The 17,994-nt window shown below is 73.2% G+C and carries 12 protein-coding genes and 1 riboswitch; of the genes, 6 read left to right on the top strand and 6 right to left on the bottom strand.

From position 1 onward, the window contains the following. Positions 1 to 74: 74 nt before the first annotated feature. The 4 genes from ACFT2C_RS27345 to ACFT2C_RS27330 all read right to left on the bottom strand — a co-directional run bounded on the left by ACFT2C_RS27345 (position 75) and on the right by ACFT2C_RS27330 (position 6,490). Positions 75 to 692 (bottom strand): thymidine kinase, encoded by a 618-nt coding sequence (locus ACFT2C_RS27345; protein ID WP_377210249.1) that lies wholly within the window; start codon positions 690 to 692, stop codon positions 75 to 77. A 44-nt stretch (positions 693 to 736) separates the two neighbouring features. Beyond that, positions 737 to 1,384: a GNAT family N-acetyltransferase gene (locus ACFT2C_RS27340; protein ID WP_377210248.1), complete on the bottom strand. Its 648-nt coding sequence runs from the start codon at positions 1,382 to 1,384 to the stop codon at positions 737 to 739. Positions 1,385 to 1,433: 49 nt separating this feature from the next. Then, a complete protein-coding gene (locus ACFT2C_RS27335) occupies positions 1,434 to 2,579 on the bottom strand; it encodes an acyltransferase family protein (RefSeq protein ID WP_377210247.1) in 1,146 nt (381 codons plus the stop codon). A 197-nt stretch (positions 2,580 to 2,776) separates the two neighbouring features. Beyond that, positions 2,777 to 6,490 carry an Rne/Rng family ribonuclease gene (locus ACFT2C_RS27330; protein WP_377210246.1) on the bottom strand — a complete coding sequence of 1,238 codons (3,714 nt, stop codon included), beginning with the start codon at positions 6,488 to 6,490 and terminating at the stop codon, positions 2,777 to 2,779. Positions 6,491 to 7,060: 570 nt separating this feature from the next. Between ACFT2C_RS27330 and ACFT2C_RS27325 the strand changes: the two genes are divergently transcribed. The 4 genes from ACFT2C_RS27325 to cydC all read left to right on the top strand — a co-directional run bounded on the left by ACFT2C_RS27325 (position 7,061) and on the right by cydC (position 13,560). After that, on the top strand, positions 7,061 to 8,557 hold the full coding sequence (locus tag ACFT2C_RS27325) for a cytochrome ubiquinol oxidase subunit I (RefSeq protein WP_377210245.1): 1,497 nt from the start codon (positions 7,061 to 7,063) through the stop codon (positions 8,555 to 8,557). A 62-nt stretch (positions 8,558 to 8,619) separates the two neighbouring features. Continuing rightward, a complete protein-coding gene (gene cydB / locus ACFT2C_RS27320) occupies positions 8,620 to 9,669 on the top strand; it encodes a cytochrome d ubiquinol oxidase subunit II (RefSeq protein WP_377210244.1) in 1,050 nt (349 codons plus the stop codon). A 22-nt stretch (positions 9,670 to 9,691) separates the two neighbouring features. Then, positions 9,692 to 11,605, top strand: a complete 1,914-nt coding sequence (gene cydD, locus ACFT2C_RS27315; RefSeq protein ID WP_377210243.1) for a thiol reductant ABC exporter subunit CydD — start codon at positions 9,692 to 9,694, stop codon at positions 11,603 to 11,605. Further along, positions 11,602 to 13,560: a thiol reductant ABC exporter subunit CydC gene (gene cydC, locus ACFT2C_RS27310; protein ID WP_377210242.1), complete on the top strand. Its 1,959-nt coding sequence runs from the start codon at positions 11,602 to 11,604 to the stop codon at positions 13,558 to 13,560. The genes cydD and cydC overlap by 4 nt, the downstream gene beginning before the upstream one ends. 131 nt (positions 13,561 to 13,691) lie before the next feature. On the opposite strand, the gene ACFT2C_RS27305 is transcribed toward cydC, so the two are convergent. Then, positions 13,692 to 14,507, bottom strand: a complete 816-nt coding sequence (locus tag ACFT2C_RS27305) for an SDR family NAD(P)-dependent oxidoreductase (RefSeq protein WP_377210241.1) — start codon at positions 14,505 to 14,507, stop codon at positions 13,692 to 13,694. A 91-nt stretch (positions 14,508 to 14,598) separates the two neighbouring features. On the opposite strand from ACFT2C_RS27305, the gene ACFT2C_RS27300 reads away from it, so the two are divergent. Beyond that, a complete protein-coding gene (locus ACFT2C_RS27300) occupies positions 14,599 to 15,018 on the top strand; it encodes a MarR family winged helix-turn-helix transcriptional regulator (protein ID WP_377210240.1) in 420 nt (139 codons plus the stop codon). Positions 15,019 to 15,069: 51 nt separating this feature from the next. Here the strand turns inward: ACFT2C_RS27300 and ACFT2C_RS27295 are convergent, their stop codons facing one another. Beyond that, positions 15,070 to 16,704 (bottom strand): phytoene desaturase family protein, encoded by a 1,635-nt coding sequence (locus tag ACFT2C_RS27295; protein ID WP_377210239.1) that lies wholly within the window; start codon positions 16,702 to 16,704, stop codon positions 15,070 to 15,072. 118 nt (positions 16,705 to 16,822) lie between these two features. Then, a riboswitch (cyclic di-AMP (ydaO/yuaA leader) is annotated at positions 16,823 to 17,002 on the top strand. Between ACFT2C_RS27295 and ACFT2C_RS27290 the strand changes: the two genes are divergently transcribed. After that, entirely contained in the window at positions 17,003 to 17,902 is a 900-nt protein-coding gene (locus tag ACFT2C_RS27290) for a C40 family peptidase (RefSeq protein ID WP_377210238.1), read from the top strand. Positions 17,903 to 17,994 lie beyond the last annotated feature (92 nt).

Below are 17,994 nucleotides of genomic sequence, written 5' to 3'. Positions count from 1 at the left end.
CCTGTCCGACGCACGCTCTCCTTCGGTAGCGTGCGTCGGACAGGCGCTCTACTTCGGCGACGGCGTCCGGCCGGTCACGCGTCGGTGTGCCTGCGGCAGCGCGCCTCGTACGACTCCGAGCCGCCCACGTGCGCGGCGACCGGCACGAGCGCACCACCCGGGTGCGCGGAACCGGCGTCGGGCACCGGAGGCGCTCCCGGCACGCGGACGTGGAACGCGGCGTCCGCGCCGCATACCGAGCAGACGGCGGTGAGCTTCTCGACGGACTCGGCGAGCGCCATCAGCTCGGGCAGGGGCGTGAAGGGCTGCCCGTCGAACGTGACCGACAGGCCCGCGACGACCACCACGAGCCCGCGTCCGGCCAGGTCCGAGACCACGGGCACCAGGTCGGCACCGAAGAACTGGGCCTCGTCGATGGCGACGAGCTCGGTCTCGGCACCGGTCTCGGCCTCGCCCTCGACCAGGCCGAGGATCTCCGCGGCGTCCGACACCGTGTGCGACGGCACCCCGAGCCCCGAGTGGGAGCTGACCCGACCGACACCGCGCCGAGAGTCCAGCGCATGACTCACCACAAGCACGCCGCGCCGCGCGATCTGGGCGCGGCGCACCCGGCGCAGCAGCTCCTCGGACTTGCCCGCGAACATGGGACCGGCGATCACTTCGAGGCGCCCGGCGCCCAGACCGTCTTTCATGGGAACCAGTCAAACACTCGGTGATCTTGTCCGGCATGGCATGGCTACGGACGACGGTCGGTTCGCCACTCCTCGCGCAGCACGCCCATGACCACCGAGTCGTAGCGGACGCCGTCGACGACCCGCGCCTGCCGGAACCGCGCCTCCTCCACGAAACCCAACGCCTTCCCGACGCCGAGCATCGCCCGGTTGCCCGACCACGTCGCGAAGTCCAACCGGACCCACGGCGTGCGGTCGAACAGGAGCGAGGTCCACATGGCCAGCGCTGCGCGACCGATCCCCCGGCCGCGCAGCGCAGGGTCGTACACGGTGACACCCATCCGGGCCCATTCCGTCTCGCGCGACTCCCAGTGCCAGGCGACAGTACCGACCAGCTCGCCGCCGACGTCGACCACCAGCCGGCCCGGCGGCAGCCCTTCGGGATCCGACGGCGCGGTGTTCGACGGCGTGGTGCTCGACGGTGCAGCGCTCGACGGCGGCCAGACCAGGCCGTGGTCTCGTGCGAGTACCGCGACGAGCCCGTCGGCCTGTTCGTCGGTCGGGGCCGGGTAGTACGGTCCGTCCCAGCGATGCCAGTCGTGCTCGGGACGCAACCACGCGCGGAAGGCGTCCAGGTCAGGAACGGTCCAGCTGCGAAGGGTCACGGCAGTTCCGGTGGTGGTCACGCCGCGGGCACAGGTCTCGGGTGTCACCGGCCGATCCTCCCCCGGCGACCATGAATGGATGGAAGTCCTTTTCGGTCTACAACACCCGGGACACTCCAGGGATCCGCCGCAGCAGGTAGGCGAACAGCCAGCAGAGCGGAACCGAGAGCGCCAGCAGGATCAGGAACTTCACGCCCGCCGGCGCAACCAGCGGCGCCTGGAGCACCGCGACCCCGACCAGCACCAGCGGGTGGATGACGTAGACCGCGAACGAGTTCTGCGCGGCGAACCTCGCCCACGTGGGCTGCCCGGCCAGCCGCTCCCGGAACAGCACCAGCAGCGCGATGACCGCGCTCATCGCGAAGATGTTCTCCGCGAGGGCGGCGCCCAGCTGGGCGAGAACCCCTGCGCCGGGCGCCGTCGCGAGGGCGAGCCCGCCGAGCGCCAGCCCTACGCTGACCAGTGCCACGACCAGCGCCACCCGTCCCTGCCGCACCGTCAGGCCGGAGAGCCACCCGCGCCGTGCCGCCAGCAGCCCGACGACGAACAGGATCGCGTACTGCGGCAGGTAGGCCGGCGAAGGCAGCCCGCCGAGCTCCCAGTAAGTTCCGGTAGGCACCGCGAGGCGCCACAGGAACGTCACGACGGTGAGCAGCGCCACGAGCCCGGCGATCGCCCGGAAGCTGACCGGGCGGGGCTGAACCTCGGCCGCGGTGCGAAGCCCGGCCACCACCCCGGACCCGGCGGCCGACCGGGCGCGGAGTGCGCGGAGCGCCGCGTACGCGAGCGACATCACCAGAAGCACCTCGACGAACCACAGCGGCCCGACGTCGCCCACGGTGAACCAGAAGTGCAGGAACGAATCCCCCTGCGCGCTACGTGCGGGCCATTCCCTCAACGACAGGATCGGCCGCGCCACCAGCCAGAACGCCGCCAGGGGAACGCCTAGCCGGACCAGGCGATCCCGGGCGAAGGCGCCGGGCCCCTTGCGGTCCACCGACCCGGGGACGAACAGGCCGGAGAGCAGGAAGAAGAAACCCATGAAATAGAACTGGTTCACGAGCATCAGCAGCATCAGCGCGATGCCCGAAGGGCTGTCGCTCGGCTCGGTCCAGTACCAGAAGGGAAGCGCGCCGTAGGTCGCGGCAGCGTGGTGCGCCAGCACCAGAACGGTCAGCAGGACCCGCAGATTATCGACGTACCCCAGCCGGGTGGTCGTCGGTCTTGCGGCGATCGTTGTCATCTCGGTCTCCGATGGCTCGTTGGTTCGTTACTTGACTAATGAACCACAGAACATCGCCGGTCCGCAAGGAAGACTCCGCCCGGGAATCCCGGGGCGGTGTCGGGGCGCAAAAAAAGAGGGCCGCCACCTCGCGGTGGCGGCCCTCGTCGGGATCAGGTCAGCGGCCCAGCAGCCGCGCCCAGAAGCCCTTCTTGTTCTCAGGCGACCTCGTCGCCAGCTCCTTTGGGCGGTTCCGGCTGCCCAGCGCCGGAGCCCTCCTCCGGCGCGTCGCCCGTAGGCTGCGCGGCGTCAGCCGGCGAGCCCGCGACGTCAGGTGAGTCCGGCGAGCCGCCCGACGCCGACGGGGCGTCGGAGCCGGACGAACCACCGGCGGCCGGCCCTCCGGTCGGCAGCTGGATCTCGTCGAGGGTGGCGGGGCCCTCCTCCGCGGAGTCCTTCGTCTCGTGCGCGTGCTGCGCCGCGGCGGCGATCGTCGCGAGCGTTGCCTTGACGGCCTCACGTGCCTCCGACCGCTCCTCAGGCAGGCTGGCGACCGGGGCGACCGGCTCCGGGAGGACGGCCTTCTCCTTGCCGCGCTTGCGGCGCGCACGCGCGGAGCGCGGACCCTCCTCGGACGAGACCGGGGGAACGCCGCCCGAGGCCAGGCCGTTGCCTGACTTCTCGATCGGCTCCTCGTGCACGATGAAGCCGCGGCCCTTGCAGTGCTCGCAGGTCTCGGAGAACGCCTCGACGAGGCCCTGGCCTACGCGCTTGCGCGTCATCTGGACCAGGCCGAGCGACGTCACCTCCGCCACCTGGTGCTTGGTGCGGTCCCGGCCGAGGCACTCGACCAGGCGACGCAGCACCAGGTCGCGGTTGGACTCGAGCACCATGTCAATGAAGTCGATGACGATGATGCCGCCGATGTCGCGCAGGCGGAGCTGCCGCACGATCTCCTCGGCCGCCTCGAGGTTGTTCCGCGTGACGGTCTCCTCGAGCGTGCCGCCGGCACCGGTGAACTTGCCGGTGTTGACGTCCACGACGGTCATGGCCTCGGTGCGGTCGATGACCAGCGAGCCGCCCGACGGCAGCCAGACCTTGCGGTCCATGCCCTTGGCGAGCTGCTCGTCCACGCGGTGCACGTGGAACACGTCGGTGTTCTCGGCCCACTTGGACACCCGCTCGCGCAGGTCGGGGGCCAGCTCCTCGACGTAGTGCGCGATCTCGTCCCACGCACCCTCGCCCTGCACCACGAGCGACGAGAAGTCGTCGTTGAAGATGTCCCGGACCACGCGGATGGCCATGTCCGGCTCGCCCTGCAGCAGCGCCGGGGCGGACGCCTTCTTGGCCTTGGCCTGGATGGCGTCCCACTGGCCCTGCAGGCGCTCGACGTCGGCGCGCAGCTCGCCCTCGCTGGCACCCTCGGCGGCGGTGCGCACGATGACGCCCGCGCCCTCCGGGACCACCTCGCGGAGGATCTTCTTGAGGCGGGAGCGCTCGGTGTCGGGCAGCTTGCGGCTGATGCCGGTCATGCCGCCGCCCGGCACGAAGACCAGGTACCGGCCCGCGAGCGTGACCTGGCTCGTGAGCCGGGCGCCCTTGTGGCCGATCGGGTCCTTGGTGACCTGCACCAGGACCGAGTCGCCCGACTTCAGCGCCTGCTCGATCCGGCGCGGCTGGCCCTCGAGGCCCGCGGCGTCCCAGTTGACCTCGCCCGCGTACAGCACGGCGTTGCGGCCCTTGCCGACGTCGACGAACGCGGCCTCCATGGATGGCAGCACGTTCTGGACCCGGCCCAGGTACACGTTGCCGGCCATCGACGCCTGCGACTGCTGCGAGACGTAGTGCTCCACGAGCACGCCGTCCTCCAGCACCGCGATCTGCGTGCGGCCGTCCTTCTCGCGCACGATCATCGACCGCTGCACCGCCTCGCGGCGGGCCAGGAACTCGGCCTCGGTGATGATCTGGCGGCGCCGCCCGTGGTCCCGGCCCTCGCGGCGACGCTGCTTCTTCGCCTCGAGACGCGTGGAGCCCTTGAGCGCGGTGACCTCGTCGCTCCGGCTCGAGCGGACGGCGGCGGCCTCGGCACGCTCGCCGCGGGTGCCCCGCCGACGGCGGCGCCGACGGCGGCTGCCGCCCTCGCCCTCGGCCTCGCCGGTGTCCTGCGCCGAGTCCTGCTCGTCGCCCTCGTCGTCAGCGGGCTCCTGCGTGTCCTCCTCGGACTCGTCGTCCTGGTCCTCGTCCGCCGAGTCGTCCATGTCGTCCGCGCGGTTCGAACGGCCGCCGCGGCGGCCCCGTCCGCCCCGACGACGACGGCGGCGCGACGGGCGCACCTCCTCGTCGTCGTACTCCTCGAAGTCCGCCGGGGCGAGCTCCTCGAGCTCGACGCCCTCGGCGGCCAGCTCGTCCTCGATCGCTGCGACCTCGTCCGCGGCCGCGGCGTCGTCCTCGCTCAGCTCCGCGGCAACGAACTGCGGCGCGGCCGGGACGCTCGCCTCGCGAGCGGGCGTCTCCCCTGCGACGTCGGACGCCGGCTCCGCGGCCGGCTCGGCGACGGGCTCTGCCTGCGCGCTCGGCGCGGCGTCCTCGGGGCGGGCCGCCGGCTCGCCCGTGCGGCGCACGGCCCGGCGCGAGCCGGACCTCCGCGTCCGGGGCGCGGCGGGGGTCTCCGGCGCGGCCTCGGTCCTGGTCTCGGCCTCGGCGGGCCGCTCGGCGACGGGCTCCGCCGCACGGGGCGCGGGCGCCTCGCGCTCAGGCTCGACCGGGCGGGCGACGGGGCGCGCGAACTGCGGCGTCAGGTCCTGCGGGCGCGGCGGCCCGGCGGGAGCCTGGGCACGCCGCGAACGGCGCGCCGCCGCGTCGTCCGGCGCCTGGAACAGCAGCGCCGTCGTGGCGAGACGGGGAACACGCGTGCCCGACGTCGTCGCGGCGGGCGAGGCCGGGGCCTGCGTGGCCGGGGCCTCGGCGGCGGGCGCCTCGGCCGGCTCGGAGGTCGCGCGGCGGCTACGGCGCGCGCGGGTCTTCGGGGCCTGCTCGGCCGGGGCCTCCTGGGCGGGTGCCTCGGCGGCGGGCGCGGCCGGGGCCTCCTCGACCGGCGTCGGCTCGGCGGACGGCTCCACAGCCGACTCTGCGGCGGGCCTGCGGCGCGAACGGGCGCGCTTGGGCGCGGCCTCGGCGGCGTCCGCTGCCGGCTCGGCGGCGGGCTCCGCCTTCCTGCGGGTGCGGCGCTTCGGGGCCGTCTGCTCGGGCTCCCCCGTCGGGCCGCCAGGCAGGACTATGTCGTCGAGGCTGGTGACCTCGTGGGCCGGCGCCTCGGCAGGCTCCACGGGCTCAGGCAGGACGATGTCGAGCGGGGCCGGCTCCTCGGCGGCGGCCTCGGGCTCGGGCGTGACCTCGGGCTCGGCCGGCTCCGGCTCGGCCTCCGCAACAGCGGTGTCGGCGAGCGCGGGCTCCACCGCCTCCGACTCCGCAGCCTCGGGCTCCGCGACCGGCGTCGCCTCGGCAGTGATTTCCGTCTCAGTCCGGACCGGCTCGCTCGCGGGGGCGGGCTCGACGGCTACGGCCTCGGCGGCCGCCGTCGGCTCGGCCGGGGCGGGCGCGGGCGACGAGACGCCGCGCGTGGCGCGGCGACGCGGGCGCTTGGCGGTGGACTCGCTGGGCGCGGAGGCGGCGGGGGTGGCCACGGCGGCGGTACCGGCCGTGGTCACCGGCTGGGCGCCGGACGGGGTCTCGGGGGCGCCGGCAGAGCCGACGACGATGGGCTCCACGGCAGCCGTAGAGACGACGGACCGGGTGGCCCGACGACGCGGGCGCTTGGCCGGCGTCGTGTCTGCCGGAGCCTCCCCACCAGTGGTGACCTGGGCGTTCGCCTCAGGTGCGTCGTGATCATCCTGTGACCCGATGGTCGAACCGGTGGTGCTGGAAGGCGTCACGTGAGGTGCTCCTGTAGCCGGCGTCCGCCCCACACCACGCGGACCGCCAGGCGGTCGGTCGTCCGGCTGCGCATCGCGGCGAAGCGACACACCCGAACGGAAGTCTCGGCTGCGGCCCTGTTCCTGTGATCTTCGCGGACGCCTGCGGCCACGTTCTGTCGTGACTGCGGCACCGCGTGCGGATCGCGGGCAGTGATGGACTCTGCAGGCCGCGCAGGGATGTGGGCCTACGCGGGTTCGTCCAGTATCGCACACAGCGTGTCTGTGAACTGTGGTTGTTCACGGGCACCGCCCTTCTCGGGCGCCCCTCGTTCAGGCCACTGGTGCGGCCTGAACGGGGGTTCCTGCGTCGTCCGGGCTGGTTTCACTCACACGGGTGTGTGGGCCAGAGCCGGAGGTGTGGCATACGCCCCACCGGCAAACGAGCAGAGCGGTGTCCGGCTGCGTGTAGAGTGCCTTGTGAAGACATTCACAAGCGACGGACTCACCCCGCGGCACCGCGCGGACCTGCTGGATCAGGCCTAGCGTCCAGAGGGACAGAGCCGTTCGGAGAGATCACGGGAGCCCGGAGTGGAAGCCCTCGACCTGGCACGCTGGCAGTTCGGCATCATCACCGTCTATCACTTCATCTTCGTGCCGCTCACGATCGGCCTCGCGCCGCTGGTGGCCATCATGCAGACGGCCTGGGTCCGCACCGGGAACGAGCGGTGGCTGCGGCTGACGAAGTTCTTCGGGAAGCTCTTCCTGATCAATTTCGCGCTCGGCGTCGTCACGGGCATCGTGCAGGAGTTCCAGTTCGGGATGAACTGGAGCGAGTACTCCCGGTTCGTCGGCGACGTGTTCGGCGCCCCGCTCGCCATGGAGGCCCTCGCGGCGTTCTTCGTGGAGTCGACGTTCCTCGGCCTGTGGATCTTCGGCTGGGACCGGCTGAGCAAGCGCGTCCACCTGGCCTGCATCTGGGCCGTCGCCGTCGCGGTGAACCTGTCGGCGCTCTTCATCCTGGCCGCTAACTCGTGGATGCAGCACCCGGTGGGCGCCGTCTACAACCCGGAGACCGGCCGCGCCGAGATGGAGTCGATCTGGGCGATCCTCGGCAACAACACGCTGTGGGCGGCCTTCCCGCACACCGTGTCGGCCGCGTTCCTCACGGCCGGGACGTTCGTGGCCGGGATCGCGGCGTGGTGGATGGTGCGTCTGGCCCGGACCAAGCAGGCCGAGTCCGTCGAGCTCGCCCGGAACGTCTACCGCCCCGCCGTGATCCTGGGCACCGTGGTCATGCTGATCTCCGGCGCCGGCGTCGCCCTGACGGGTGACGTCCAGGGCAAGCTGATGTTCGAGCAGCAGCCGGGCAAGATGGCGTCGGCCGAGGCGCTGTGCGAGGGCGAGGAGGCCGCGAACTTCTCGATCCTCACGATCGGCGACCTGTCGAACTCGTGCGAGGGCGTGCGGCACATCCTGGAGGTGCCCGGCCTGGCCAGCTACCTCGGCACCGGCAGCTTCTCGGGACCGGGGAGCTTCCTGCCCGGCGTCAACGACGTCCAGGAGGACTACTCCCAGCGGTTCGGCGAGACCGACGACGCCGGCAACGCGATCTCCTACACGCCGAACCTCGCCGTGACCTACTGGAGCTTCCGGCTCATGATCGGGTTCGCCGCGGGATCCGCGCTGCTCGCCCTTGCCGCGCTCTGGTTCACCCGCGGCGGCCGCGTCAGCGACAACCCGTGGTTCGCCCGCCTCGGGATCGCCGCGATCCCCACCCCGTTCATCGCCTCGTCGTTCGGGTGGATCTTCACCGAGATGGGACGCCAGCCGTGGGTGGTCGCCCCGAACCCCACGGGCATCGACCAGGTCCGGCTGCTCACCATGCGCGGCGTCTCCACGGTGGTGAGCCCCGGCATGGTGCTCACATCGATGATCGTGTTCACCCTGCTCTACGGCGTGCTCGCCGTGGTCTGGTACCGGCTCATGCACCGGTACGCGATCGAGGGAGTCCCCTCCACGGTGCGCGACGAGTCGCCCGAGGCCGCGGACGACGAGACCGACCGGCCCCTCTCGTTCGCCTACTGACCGCCGTCTGACCACCGCAGAACCCAAGCCGCCAGAACCCAAGACTGACAAAGGACGTGACCGTGGACCTCGCACTCGTGTGGTTCTTCATCATCGCGATTCTGTGGACCGGGTACCTCGTGCTCGAGGGCTTCGACTTCGGCGTCGGGATGCTGATGTCGCTGCTCCCGCGCGGCGACGCCGCGCACCGGGAGAAGGAGCGGCGCGTGCTGGTGAACAGCATCGGGCCGGTCTGGGACGGCAACGAGGTGTGGCTGCTCACCGCGGGCGGCGCCACCTTCGCGGCGTTCCCCGAGTGGTACGCCACCCTGTTCTCCGGCTTCTACCTGCCGCTGCTCCTCATCCTGGTGGCGCTCATCGTGCGCGGCGTCGCCTTCGAGTACCGCGGCAAGATCGCCGACGCCGTCTGGGCGCGCCGCTGCGACATCGCCATCCAGGTGGGCTCCTGGGTGCCCGCCATCCTGTGGGGCGTGGCGTTCGCGAACCTGGTGCGCGGCGTCCAGCTCGACGACGCACACCAGTACGTGGGCGGGTTCTGGGCCCTGCTCAACCCCTTCGCGCTGCTCGGCGGCGCCACGACGCTCGTGCTGTTCCTGCTGCACGGCTCCGTGTTCGTCGCGCTCAAGACCGACGGCGAGATCCGGGCCCGCGCCCGCCGGTTCGCGGGCGTGCTGGCGGTGGCCGCCCTGCTCGTAGCCGGCGGCTGGGCGGTCTGGGCCCAGGTCGCCTTCTCGGTCACCTGGACGTGGGCGGTCGTGGCGGTCGCCGCGCTGGCCCTGGTCGGCGTCGTGCTGACGAACCGCGCCGGGCGCGAGGGCTGGGCGTTCGGGCTCTCCGCCGTGACGATCGTCGCCGCGGTCGTGCTGATCTTCGGGTCGATGTTCCCCGACGTCATGCCCGGCCTGGGCGACGGCCCCTCCCTGAGCATCGCGGAGGCCTCCTCGACCCCGTACACGCTGACCGTCATGACGTGGGTGGCGGCGTTCCTCACTCCCCTGGTGATCCTGTACCAGGGCTGGACGTACTGGGTGTTCCGGCGCAGGCTGACCGTGGACCACATCCCCGCCCCCGCCGGGCTGACCTGGAAGAAGATCAAGGAGTCGGCGTTCTGAACCCGGACGCGAGCAGATCCACATGAAACCCCTCGACCCCCAGCTGCTGCGCCAGGTGCGCGCCGCCCGGTGGTACGTGGCGCTCACGGTCGGGCTCGGGGTCGCCGCCGCCGGCCTGATCGTGGCGCAGGCCCTGCTCATCGCGGTTCTGCTGGCGCCGGTGGTGCGCGGGGAGGGCCCCGGTCCGACGGCGGCGTGGTCCTTCGCGGGGCTGGCGCTCGTGGTCGCCGGGCGCGCGGGCGTCGCGTGGGCACAGGAGCGGTACGCGCTGCGCGCCGCTGCCCGGACGATCGCCGAGCTGCGGCGCGCCGTCGTCGAGGCGTGGGCGCTGCGCGGGCCCCGGGCGGGCGCGGGTACGTCGTTGGGCAGCACGGCCGCGGCTCCGACGGCGGCCGGCGGGACCCGGGCTCCGGCGTCGGGCAATGGGCATGGGGCGAGCCCGGAGGCCGAGGTCGCCACCCTCGCGACGCGCGGGCTCGACGCGCTGGAGCCGTACCTCGTGCGCTACGTGCCGCAGCTCGTGCTGACGGCGCTGGTCACGCCAGCCCTGGTCTGCGTGGTGCTGGGGCTCGACTGGGTCTCGGCGGTGATCGTGATCGTGACGCTGCCGCTCGTGCCCGTGTTCATGGTGCTGGTCGGGCGGCTGACGGCCGGGGCGTCCGAGCGGCGTCTCGCCACCGTGGAACGGCTGGGCTCCCAGGTGCTCGACCTCGTCGCCGGGCTGCCGACCCTGCGCGCGTTCGGACGGTCGTTCGGGCCGGGCGAGCGGGTGCGCGCGCTGGGCGACGCCTCGCGCAAGGCCACGATGGGGACGCTGCGGATCGCGTTCCTCTCCTCGATGGTGCTGGAGCTGCTCACGACGCTGTCGGTGGCGATCGTCGCGGTCGGCGTGGGGCTGCGGCTCGTCGAGGGCGCCATGGAGCTGCAGCCGGCGATCGCGGTGCTGGTGCTGGCGCCTGAGGTGTATCTGCCGCTGCGGCGGGTCGGGGCTGAGTTTCATGCTTCGGTTGACGGGGTTGCTGCGGTTTCTCGGGTTTTTGCGCTGCTCGGGCCCCTTGGTACAGACCGGTCGGAGGGTGAGGATGTCCCCCCGCCGCCTCGCTCACGCTCGCTCGTCGGGGGTTGGTCGCTGGTGTTGGAGGGGGTTTCCGTGCGGGCTGCGGGGCGGGGGGTGGTTGCGCCTGCTGGGTTGTCGGCTCGGGTTCCGCTCGGGTCGGGTGGTTCCGGGGGCGGGCGGGTCGTCGCGTTGCGGGGGCCCAGCGGGTCGGGCAAGTCGACGGTCGTGCTCGTGGCTCTCGGGCTGCTGGCGCCCGACGCCGGGCGCGTCGGGCTCGTCGCGCCCGACGGCGGCTTCCGCTCCCTGGCGGATCTGCCGGGCGGGGTGGAGGGCTGGTGGGCCGGGCTGAGCTGGGTTCCGCAGCGGCCGTCGCTCCCGCCGGGGCGGCTGCGGGACGTGGTGCTGGAGGGCGGGGCGCGGGGCGACGCTCATGCCCGGACCGGCACTGGCACCGGCACCGGCCGGGCGCTTGACGAGGCGGCGCGGCTGACGGGGCTGGACGTCGTCGTCGAGTCGCTGCCCGAGGGCTGGGACACGCGCGTCGGGCTCGGTGGCGTGGGGCTGTCCGTGGGCCAGCGCCAGCGCGTCGCGCTGACCTCCGCCCTGCTCGACGACGCCGCGGCCAGGCCGCTCGTGATCCTCGACGAGCCGACGGCGCACCTCGACGCCCGCGGCGAGCAGGCGGTGCTCGACACGGTCCGCGCCTGGCGCGACGCCGGCCGGACCGTGCTCGTCGTCGCGCACCGGGCGTCGCTGCTCGGACTCGCGGACCAGGTGATCGACGTCCGGGCGGCGGCGGATCCCGCGGGAGGTCTCGAGATCGACTCGGGGGCCGACGTCGTCCCGACAGACCTCGCGACGGACCGGGAGGCACGATGAGCGGCACGCTGCCCCAGGACTCGGGACGGGACGAGGGGCCGACCGCGACACGCGGATCGGGACGGGACGTGGCCCCCGCCGTGACACGCGACGCGGCCCGGGGGTTCCGCCGCGACCCGCTGCGGCGCATCCTGCCGCTGCTGGAGGTCCGGCCGGCCAAGGTGGCCGCCGCGATCGGGCTCGGCGTCCTGGCCCTGGCCTGCGCGATCGGCCTGGCCGCCGTCGCCGCCTGGCTCATCGCGCGGGCGTCGCAGATGCCGCCCGTGCTCACCCTCTCGGTGGCCGTGGTGTCGGTGCGGGCCTTCGGGATCGGGCGCGGCGTCCTGCGCTACTGCGAGCGCCTGGCCTCGCACGACGTCGCCCTGCGGGGCATGGCCGCCCTGCGCGCCAACCTGTATGAGCGGCTCGCCGCCGACGACCGCCCGGTCACGGTGCGGCGGGGCGAGCTCCTGGCGCGGATCGGCCAGGACGTGGACGACGTCGGCGACGTGGTGGTCCGCGCCGTCGTGCCGGCCGGGGTCGCGGTGGTGACGTCGCTCGGCTCGGTGATCCTGCTGGGCGTCCTGCTTCCGGCCGCCGGGGTGGCGCTGGCGTTCTGCCTGGTGCTGGCGGGGATCGTGACGCCGTGGCTCGCGGCGCGGGCGGCGGCCCGGACCGAGGCGCGAGGAGCGGCCGCCCGCGGCGAGGTGACTGCGCTGTCCCTGGAGATCCTGGAGGAGTCGGCGCCCCTGCGCGTGTCGGGCCGGTTCGGCGCGCGGCTGGCCGATCTGGACGCGGCGGACGCGCGCCTGTCCGCCGTCGCCGACGACGGCGCGCGCACCTCCGGGCTCGCCGCCGCCCTGGGGGCACTGGCGCAGGGCCTTGCTGTGCTCGCTTCGCTGGCGCTGGGGATCCCGGCGGCGCTGGCGGGCTCGCTGTCCGTGGAGGCGCTTTCGGTGGTGGTGCTGACGCCGCTGGCCGTGTTCGAGGCCACCGCGGGACTCCCCGCCGCCGCGGTCCAGCTGCACCGGTCGCGCGAGGCGGCGCGCCGGCTGCTGGATCTGCTGCCGGCGGCGCTCCCGGACACGCCGTCACCCGCGTCCGACCAGTTGTCAGACGCACAGGTCACTCGGGTGACCTCGGCGTCTGACACGTCCGACGCATTGCTCGTGCTCGACAGCGTCGCAGCCGGCTGGCCCGACGCCGGGGGCTCGCCGCGTACCGTCGTCGAGGGGGTGTCGCTCACGCTGCGGCCAGGGTCGGTCGTGGCGCTGGCCGGCCCCTCCGGCGTCGGAAAGACGACCTTGCTCATGACGGCGGCGGGACTGATCCCGCCGCTGGCCGGCTCCGCGGCGAGCCCCGCCGGGTGGTCGGCAGAAGGTCAGGCGATCGGCACCCCGGGCGACCGATCTCCTGACGAAGTGCCGACCGAGCGCTCAGGCGCGCTGTTCGTCGCCGAGGACGGGCATGTGTTCGACACCACCGTGCTGGAGAACCTGCGGGTCGCGCGCGGCGACGTCACGCCCGGCGAGGCCCGGGCCACCCTCGGCGCAGTCGGGCTGGGGGTCTGGCTCGACGCGCTCCCGGCGGGCCTGGACACCGTGATCGGCACGGACGCGGCGGCGGTCTCGGGCGGCGAGCGCCGTCGGCTCCTGGTCGCCCGTGCGCTCCTGGCCCCAGCCCGTGTGCTGCTCGTGGACGAGCCGGCGGAGCACCTGGACGGCGAGACCGCCGACGCGCTGGTGCGCACGCTCGCCGACCACGCCCGCGAGACCGGGCGGGCGGTGCTGCTGGCGACACACCGCCTCACTCCGCTGGCGGCCACCGACGAGGTGCTGCTCCTCGGGAACGGCACGCCCGCGACGATCGCGGGTGCGACCCCGGCGACGGTCGCGGCTCGCGGCAGCCACGAGCACCTCCTCGCGACCAACAGCGCCTACGCCTGGTCAACGGCCCAGGAGACCCCGCCGTCCTAGCGCCAAAGTTGACCACAGCACTTTCTGCCAGGCCACGTTGACCACAGCAGCTGCTGCCAGGCCGGACACCCTTCTGGCAGCAAGTGCTGTGGTCGATCGGGGCCGGGCGGCGGCTGGGCGGCGAACAGAGCTCAGGCGACGTCGACCACCTCGTGGAAGCGCAGGCGTCGGTTGAGCGCGCCGGCCAGCCGGACGACGGCGGTCCGCGGCAGCGGGCGCGGGACCCAAGTCATGGCCCGCGTCACGGCCCGGCCGGGATAGGACGCGGGTCGCCGGCGGGAGTAGTCGTCCAGGGTCCGGGCGGCGACGTAGTCCGGTGCGTCGCTGAACCGGGCGTCGATGGTGGCGGTGGTCCCGTCGAAGAAGCCGGTCGCGATGGCGCCGGGGTGGGCGGCCATGACGTGCACGCCGGTGCCGCGCAGCTCGCCGGCCAGCGCCTCGGTGAAGGAGAGCACGAACGCCTTGGTCGCGGCGTACGTGGCCTGGAACGGCATGGGCTGGAACGCAGCGGTGGACGAGACGTTGATGATGCCGCCGGAGCCGCGGGCGACCATGTCGGCCCCGAGGGCATGGGTCAGCGCGAGCAGGCCGACGACGTTGAGCCCGACGGCGCTCAGCTGCGGCCCGAGCGGGCGGTCGAGGTACGGGCCGGCGCCGCCCGCGCCCGCGTTGTTGAGCAGCAGGTCGACGGTGAGGCCACGCTCGCGGAGCTGATCCAGGATCCGGCCGGGGCCGCCCGGGGTGGCGAGGTCGCCCGCGACCACCTCGGGCTCCGGCCCCCCGTGCCGCTCGCGGATCTCCGCGGCGAGCGTGCGCAGGTCGCCCTCCGACCGGGCCAGCAGGATCGGCCGGGCTCCCCGGCGCGCCAGCTCCAGCGCATAGGCCCGCCCCAGCCCCTTGGACGCGCCGGTCACGAGCGCGGTGACGTCGCGGAAGTCGTCGCTCACAGGATCCTCCATTATTTCGAGCATCGAAGTATTTCGATCCCGAACGTAGCACGATTACTTCGAGACTCGAAACATCGCTAGGATGAGCGGCATGACCACGCCAGAGCTCACCGCGGTGGTCGCCGCGACCCACGACATCTGGATGCGGACCAGCGACCAGATCGAGAAGGCTCTCGCCCAGCACCAGATGACGGCGGCGACGTTCCAGGCGCTATGGGCCATCGACCCGGACGAGCCGCCCCCGTCGATGAAGGTGATGACCGAGCGGCTGTACTGCAACGCGCCGAACCTGACCTTCATCACCAACCAGCTCGCCGGCCGCGGCCTGGTGGAGCGGGTCGTGGACCCCAACGACCGGCGCTCACGCGTGCTCGTGCTGACCGCCAAGGGCCGCGAGGTGCGCGAGGAGCTGGTCCATGTCGCGCTGGAGAAGACCCCGCTGGCGGCCTTGACGAGCAGCGAGCTGCGACAGCTCATGGCGTTGCTGGGCCGGGTCGCCGAGCGTCGCTAGGCAGCCAGCCGGGGTCGAGACGACGCCGGGCTCTACTTCAGACGCCGGGTCCTACCTCGAGAGCACGGCCATCGCGGCGGCCCGCCCCGGGATCCCGCTCACTCCCCCGCCGCGGCGCGCCCCGGCGCCCGCCAGCAGCACGCGCGGGTGGGCGGTCTCGACGCCCCAGCGCCCGGCGTCGTCGTCGGACTCGGCGAAGGGCCAGCTCAGGTCGCGATGGAAGATGTGGCCGCCCGGCAGCCCGACGTCGCCCTCCAGGTCGACCGGGGTGCGCACCTCCAGGCAGGGGGCGCCGTCGGCGTCGAGGGCGAGCACGCCCTCGATGGGCTCGGCCAGCACGGTGTTCAAGGATGCGAGCGTGGCCGCGAGCGCCTGGTCGCGGGCGCCGTCGGGGTCGGCGCGGAAGAGCCGCGCCGGCATGTGCAGGCCGAACAGGGTGATGGTCTGGGCCTCCGTCGGCGCGAGCGACGGGCCGAGGATGGTCCGGTCGGTGAGCGTGTGGCAGTAGATCTCGCTGGGCGGCAGGTCGGGGATGCGCCCGGCCGCGGCCTGGGCGTGTGCGGCCTGGAGCTGGGTCAGTGACTCGTTGACGTGCAGGGTCCCGCTGAACGCGGCGACCGGGTCGACGTCGTCGCGCAGCCGGGGCAGGCGCGTCAGCAGCATGTTGACCTTGAGCTGGGCGCCCTCGGGGTACGACGCCGGGAGCCCGCCCTCAGCGTTCGGTGCAGCGTTCGACGTGCCCGAGCCGGCGTCGCCACCCCCGCCGGCTTCGCCCAGCAGCCGGTCCAGCTCCGCCGGGGCGCACCCGGCGAGCACGTGCCCGGCCGTCACGCCCCGGGTGCGGCCGGCGGCGTCGGACCAGGCGACCTCTACGCCCGAGGCGCCCGGGTCCACGGCCGTGACGGTCGCGGAGGTGACGATCGTCGCGCCGGCGGCCACAGCGGCGTCGTGCAGGGCGCCCGAGACCGCGCCCATGCCGCCGACGGGCACGTCCCAGTCGCCGGTCCCGTTGCCGATGACGTGGTAGAGGAAACAGCGGTTCTGCCGCAGGGTCGGCTCGTCGACGTCGGCGAACGTGCCGATCAGGCCGTCGGTGGCGGCGATGCCGCGCACGACGTCGTCGGCGAAGGTGGCGCGCAGCACCTCACCCAGCGGCTCCTCGAAGAGGGTGCGCCAGGCCGCCTCGCCCGCGCCGCCGACCACGAGGTCGCGCACCGCTGACCGCGGGAGCAGGGGCTCGGTGAGCGTGGGCGCGAGCAGCCGGGCGACCTCGGCCGTCGTCGCGTAGAAGCGGCCCCAGGCCTCGAAGTCGGCGTCCGAGCTGGTGAGGCGGCGGAACGAGGCGCGCGTCGCGCCGTCGTCCCGCGTGTCGACGAGGAGGCCGCCGTCGCCCACCGGGGTGTACGACGACCAGCGGCGACGCCGCAGCGTGATCGGGAGCCTGAGCTCGGCGACCACCTGCCGCGGCAGGAGCGAGACGAGGTAGGAGTAGCGCGACAGCCGGGCGTCCACGCCCGCGAACGGCCGGGCCGAAACGGCGGCGCCGCCGACGTGGTCCGCGCGTTCCAGGACGAGGACGGAGCGGCCCGCGCGGGCCGCGTAGGCCGCCGCGGTGAGGCCGTTGTGACCGCCGCCCACGACGACGACGTCATACCGGGAGCGCGTGGAATCGTCCATACGGGACATGGTGGCACGGGGCACTCATTGCCAAGAACGTTCCATCACAGGACGCTATGTGACCTAATCGTGACATTCGAAGGGAAGGCGGGTACGGTCATGACACCTCGCCAGCAACGGTGGGGTCCAGGTCCGGACGCCGAGCCCTGTCACCGGTCCTGAGCAGCTACGACGTGACAGGGGCGGGGGAACCAGGTAAGCCGGGCACGCGAGTGTCCTCGGGGTGAAGCCTCTTGCGAGGCCGGGTGAACTGAACTCCCCATCCGAACCCGACAGCTCACCTCGTAGGCGTCCGAGGAGATCACTGGTGACCGTACTCACCGACCGCACCCACGACTGGGCGGACGACCAGGCAAACCGCCCCAGCTATCGGGGCAGGCACCGCGCCGACGGCCCCGCACTCACCCCCTTCACCGCACTGTCCCAGACCGCAGCCGAGAATGCCGCCCGTACCGGCGCCATCGCGGTCGTCACGTCCGGCATGCTGGCGTCGGTCTTCACCCAGACCGCGCATACCGCGCCCGCCGAGACCCATACGCAGACCACGCTGGCGAATGCCACGCCGGTCAGCAACACCGTCGACACCACGACCCGGGTCGGGTTCGCCGAGAATCTGGTGACCAAGGTCAAGGTCACGCAGGACGCCGATTTCTCGACCGAGCGCGGACGCGTGTCCGTGACGCCGTACGCCGAGACCGAAAAGGGCATCGCCGAGGCCAAGGCGAAGGCGGAGGCAGAGGCACGCGCCAAGGCGGAAGCTGAGGCCAAGGCCCGGGCCGAGGCAGAGGCGGCAGCCGCCGCGGAGGCGGCCGCCGAGGCCGAGGCCGCAGCGGAGGCAGAGGCCGCCGCCGCGGTGGAGGACTCCGCCGACCTCGGCCAGCAGGCCGTCAACCTCGCCCTCGAGTATGTCGGCGTGCCCTACGTGTGGGGCGGAGCCTCCCCCAGTGGCTTCGACTGCTCCGGGCTGATCCAGTACGTCTACGCCCAGCTCGGGGTCAGCCTTCCGCACAGCTCGAGCTCCATGTCGACCGTCGGATATCAGGTCTCCGCCGCGGACGCCCAGCCGGGCGACATCGTGTGGACCTCGGGTCACGTCTCGCTCTACGCGGGCAACGGAATGGTCGTGGAGGCGCAGCAGGAGGGCGTCCCCGTGCACTATGTCGAGATGTGGCAGGACAACCCGGTGTACATCCGGGTGACGGGCTGACCCTCCCGGTACACCCTGGTACCCCCGGTACCGCGAGGTAGAGCGCCTGTCCGGGTCTCGACAGGCTCGACCACCGGTGGTCGAGCCTGTCG

Origin of the sequence: Promicromonospora sp. NPDC057138, assembly GCF_042670845.1 — a bacterium.
Classification (GTDB): domain Bacteria; phylum Actinomycetota; class Actinomycetes; order Actinomycetales; family Cellulomonadaceae; genus Promicromonospora.
Note: the sequence above shows the minus strand (reverse complement) of the source record. Positions and strands in the feature narration are given on the sequence as shown.

Excerpts from the sequence above, each read along its gene's own strand:
- ACFT2C_RS27295 (WP_377210239.1), bottom strand. The coding sequence starts at position 16,704 with ATGTCCCGTATGGACGATTCCACGCGCTCCCGGTATGACGTCGTCGTC.
- ACFT2C_RS27300 (WP_377210240.1), top strand. The coding sequence starts at position 14,599 with ATGACCACGCCAGAGCTCACCGCGGTGGTCGCCGCGACCCACGACATC.
- ACFT2C_RS27335 (WP_377210247.1), bottom strand. The coding sequence starts at position 2,579 with ATGACAACGATCGCCGCAAGACCGACGACCACCCGGCTGGGGTACGTC.
- ACFT2C_RS27345 (WP_377210249.1), bottom strand. The coding sequence starts at position 692 with ATGAAAGACGGTCTGGGCGCCGGGCGCCTCGAAGTGATCGCCGGTCCC.
- cydC (WP_377210242.1), top strand. The coding sequence starts at position 11,602 with ATGAGCGGCACGCTGCCCCAGGACTCGGGACGGGACGAGGGGCCGACC.
- cydD (WP_377210243.1), top strand. The coding sequence starts at position 9,692 with ATGAAACCCCTCGACCCCCAGCTGCTGCGCCAGGTGCGCGCCGCCCGG.